This window comes from Gemmatimonadota bacterium, from assembly GCA_026706345.1.
Lineage (GTDB): Bacteria > JAAXHH01 > JAAXHH01 > JAAXHH01 > JAAXHH01 > JAAXHH01.
In genome coordinates this window covers 1-2,684 of sequence record JAPOYX010000025.1, presented here as the reverse complement: position 1 = coordinate 2,684, position 2,684 = coordinate 1, and the positions used below count along the sequence as shown (strand labels likewise).

The following is a 2,684-nucleotide window of genomic DNA, read 5'->3' as shown; positions in this document are numbered from 1 at the left end:
ACACGCTCTACTTCGCCAACTCGGGTGGTCTCGTGACCGGCTGGGACATCTCGCTGTCCATTGAAACGGGGAAACCAAGCCAGGGCCATGGCCAGGGCAATCAGTGCAATCGCCGCGAAGCCCAGAAAGGGTCCTGTCATCCCGGAAATTTCAAGCAAGGGAGGTATTCCCAGGAACCAGAGGAGGCCGGACAGCGATATGGTGGCTATAACAATCCCGTAGACGCGGGTCGGCCGCTCCGTCCTTGAAATGGCTGCATAGACAGCGCCCATGACCACACCCGCCGACGATCCGGAGACAATTCGTGTCAGAATCAACAGCGTCACGCTGTCGAGCCAGGCGGCGCAAAAGTCGGAGACAACGATCAGGAAAGCGGCGCAGAGAACCGTCTTTCGCAGGTTCCAGCGATGTACCGTCACGGCAGCTACGCAGAGCATCGCCATCGTTGCGAACAGTTGCACCGATGAAATTCTTCCGGCCAATTCCGCGGACCACCCGAACTCGTCGATAAACCCGCCGATGAGAATCGGCATGGCGTTCCAGTACGCAAAGCCGACCACGGTCAACGAGACCAGGGCCACGACAGCCCGCAGGTCGCTGCCGCCGCTTTCTTCTGTTGTCATCTCAGTTCCGTTCCGCCCAGCGGGGGAATTAGCCTCCGGACTCGGCCACGATCTGTTTACTCCCTGGCCAGCCTTCGAGCGCTGCAGCATACACGTTGTCTGTCGGATTGTTGTCCACCGGGTGTACCGGTAATGTGACGAGGGAAATCCTGGTCATTGTGGAGGGCGCAGAAAATCGAGAAACGTGAATTCGACGGTCAGGCGGGATGACGTGGTGGCCGCCAGGTTGATACCGACCAGTACTCACTGGGGCAATTATCGGCTGGAAAGCCGCGAGGGCCGTGTCGTGGCGGTGCATGGCTACGAAGCGGACCGGAACCCGACGCCAATCGCACAGTCGCTGCTCGATGCGCAGGACCCGGCCTGCCGGGTACCGGCCCCGATGGTTCGCCAGGGGTGGCTGCAGGCGAGGTGGAACAGCGAAGGGGCCGGGCGCGGGCGCGAACCCTTCGTGCGCGTGGATTGGGAGACGGCGCTCGATCTGGCTGCCGATGCGCTCAGGCATGCGATCGCGCGCGGTATCGGGAACGGCGACATCGTGCGCCTGTTCAACGACCGCGGCGCCTGTCTCGCGGCCGCCGTCCTCTATGCAGGCATTCGCCGGGGCGTCATCGAGCTTCCCACCGGAGCCTGGTACGATCCGGAAGATCCCTTTCGTGAAGGGTCGCTGGAAGTACACGGCAACCCCAACGTGCTTACCCGCGATGCCGGAACCTCCAGGATCGCCCAGGGGCCGACGGCGCACAGTTGCCTGGTGGAAGCAGAACGTTTTTCCGAACCGTTGCCCGACATCAAGGTTTTCCGACAGCCGGAAATCGTTGCGGGCTGGTCGACGAGGCCCTTCCGCTCGTAGACAAGGTGACCGTCCCGACTTCGCCGAATAACGCTTCGAGATCGGCCGGGGTGGCGTCCCATGAGAGATTCCCAATAAATAGCCTCACAACAATTGCCTCCTCTGGCCAGAAAATAAACGCAACAACCCAGCAGTCGTCCAGCCGGGTAAATGCATTACAAATCATATTCAGCCGAGGTTCGATAGGGGTATCAAAAAACTCTCCTTCCTCAAAACTTGACAGGCTCTGGTATTCACTATAGCCCCTACGTAGACTACATGCTTTAGCATATCTGAGAGATGAAAGGGCTGTAACTATGAGTGAGTCGAGCGCCCGTAAGGCGGGAAATCCGTTTGATGCCGATGTTCGCGACACCCAACGGCTCAAGGGACTCTCCAGCCCGGAGGAGCGGGAGGCGGTCGCGGCGGACATTCATGCGCTCAGACGTGACGGTTATCTCATTCTTGAAGGGCTGCTCAGCACGGACAAGGTGGCGGAAATCGGAGCAGGGATGGATATGATTCATGCCACCACCCCCTTGGGAATAACTGACTTCGAGGGCTTCCGCACCAAACGCATTTACAATTTTATGAAGAAGACACGCACTGCGGATGAGTTGTGCGCCCATCCCAGGGTTGTCGCCATTATCGAAGGCTATTTGCAGAGCCAGATTCAGCTCAGCATCGCGACCGGTATCACCCTGCTGCCCGGCGAAACTTCCCAGGGGCTGCATCGGGACGACAGCGTCTACCCCCTGCCGCGCCCGCATCCACCGCTCATGGTCGGTACCCTGTGGGCAATTGACGCTTATACCTCGGCCAACGGCGGCACCGAGTTACTACCCGGAAGCCACATTTCTACGGAGGAAGAGGTCCCGGCAATACCGCCTATTAATATAGTCATGCCGGCCGGATCGGTGCTGCTCTTTGACGGTGGGATGTGGCATGGAGGGGGCGCCAATACCAGCGACCAGCAACGCCGCGCCCTGTCGTTGTCCTACTGCTGCGCCTGGCTGCGCCAGCTGGAGAACGCCTATCTCTCGATTCCGCTAGAGACCGTGCGGGCCTTGAGCCTTCCGCTGCAATGCCTGCTGGGCTACACGACCGCTTCGATCATGCTGGGCCAGGTCGAGCGACGGAATCCCATCCATTGGTTCGACTAACGGTGGAGTATGCGCCTCAGCGCTTCGTCGCGTTCATTATTAAAGCGCTGGGCGATGTCCGCATCA

Annotated in this window: 2 protein-coding genes and 2 pseudogenes; 3 read left to right on the top strand and 1 reads right to left on the bottom strand. The window is 59.8% G+C overall.

All coding sequences use genetic code 11. The features are described from left to right. A partial coding sequence (locus tag OXG98_03035) for an MFS transporter (protein MCY3770982.1) occupies nucleotides 1-623 on the bottom strand: 623 nt, incomplete at its 3' end. 214 nt (nucleotides 624-837) lie between these two features. On the opposite strand from OXG98_03035, the pseudogene OXG98_03030 reads away from it, so the two are divergent. The 3 genes and pseudogenes from OXG98_03030 to OXG98_03020 all read left to right on the top strand — a co-directional run bounded on the left by OXG98_03030 (nucleotide 838) and on the right by OXG98_03020 (nucleotide 2,618). Beyond that, nucleotides 838-963 (top strand): annotated as a pseudogene (locus tag OXG98_03030) (hypothetical protein). 165 nt (nucleotides 964-1,128) lie between these two features. Further along, nucleotides 1,129-1,476 (top strand): annotated as a pseudogene (locus OXG98_03025) (Asp-tRNA(Asn)/Glu-tRNA(Gln) amidotransferase GatCAB subunit C). Nucleotides 1,477-1,772: 296 nt separating this feature from the next. Continuing rightward, a complete protein-coding gene (locus OXG98_03020; GenBank protein ID MCY3770981.1) occupies nucleotides 1,773-2,618 on the top strand; it encodes a phytanoyl-CoA dioxygenase family protein in 846 nt (281 codons plus the stop codon). Nucleotides 2,619-2,684 lie beyond the last annotated feature (66 nt).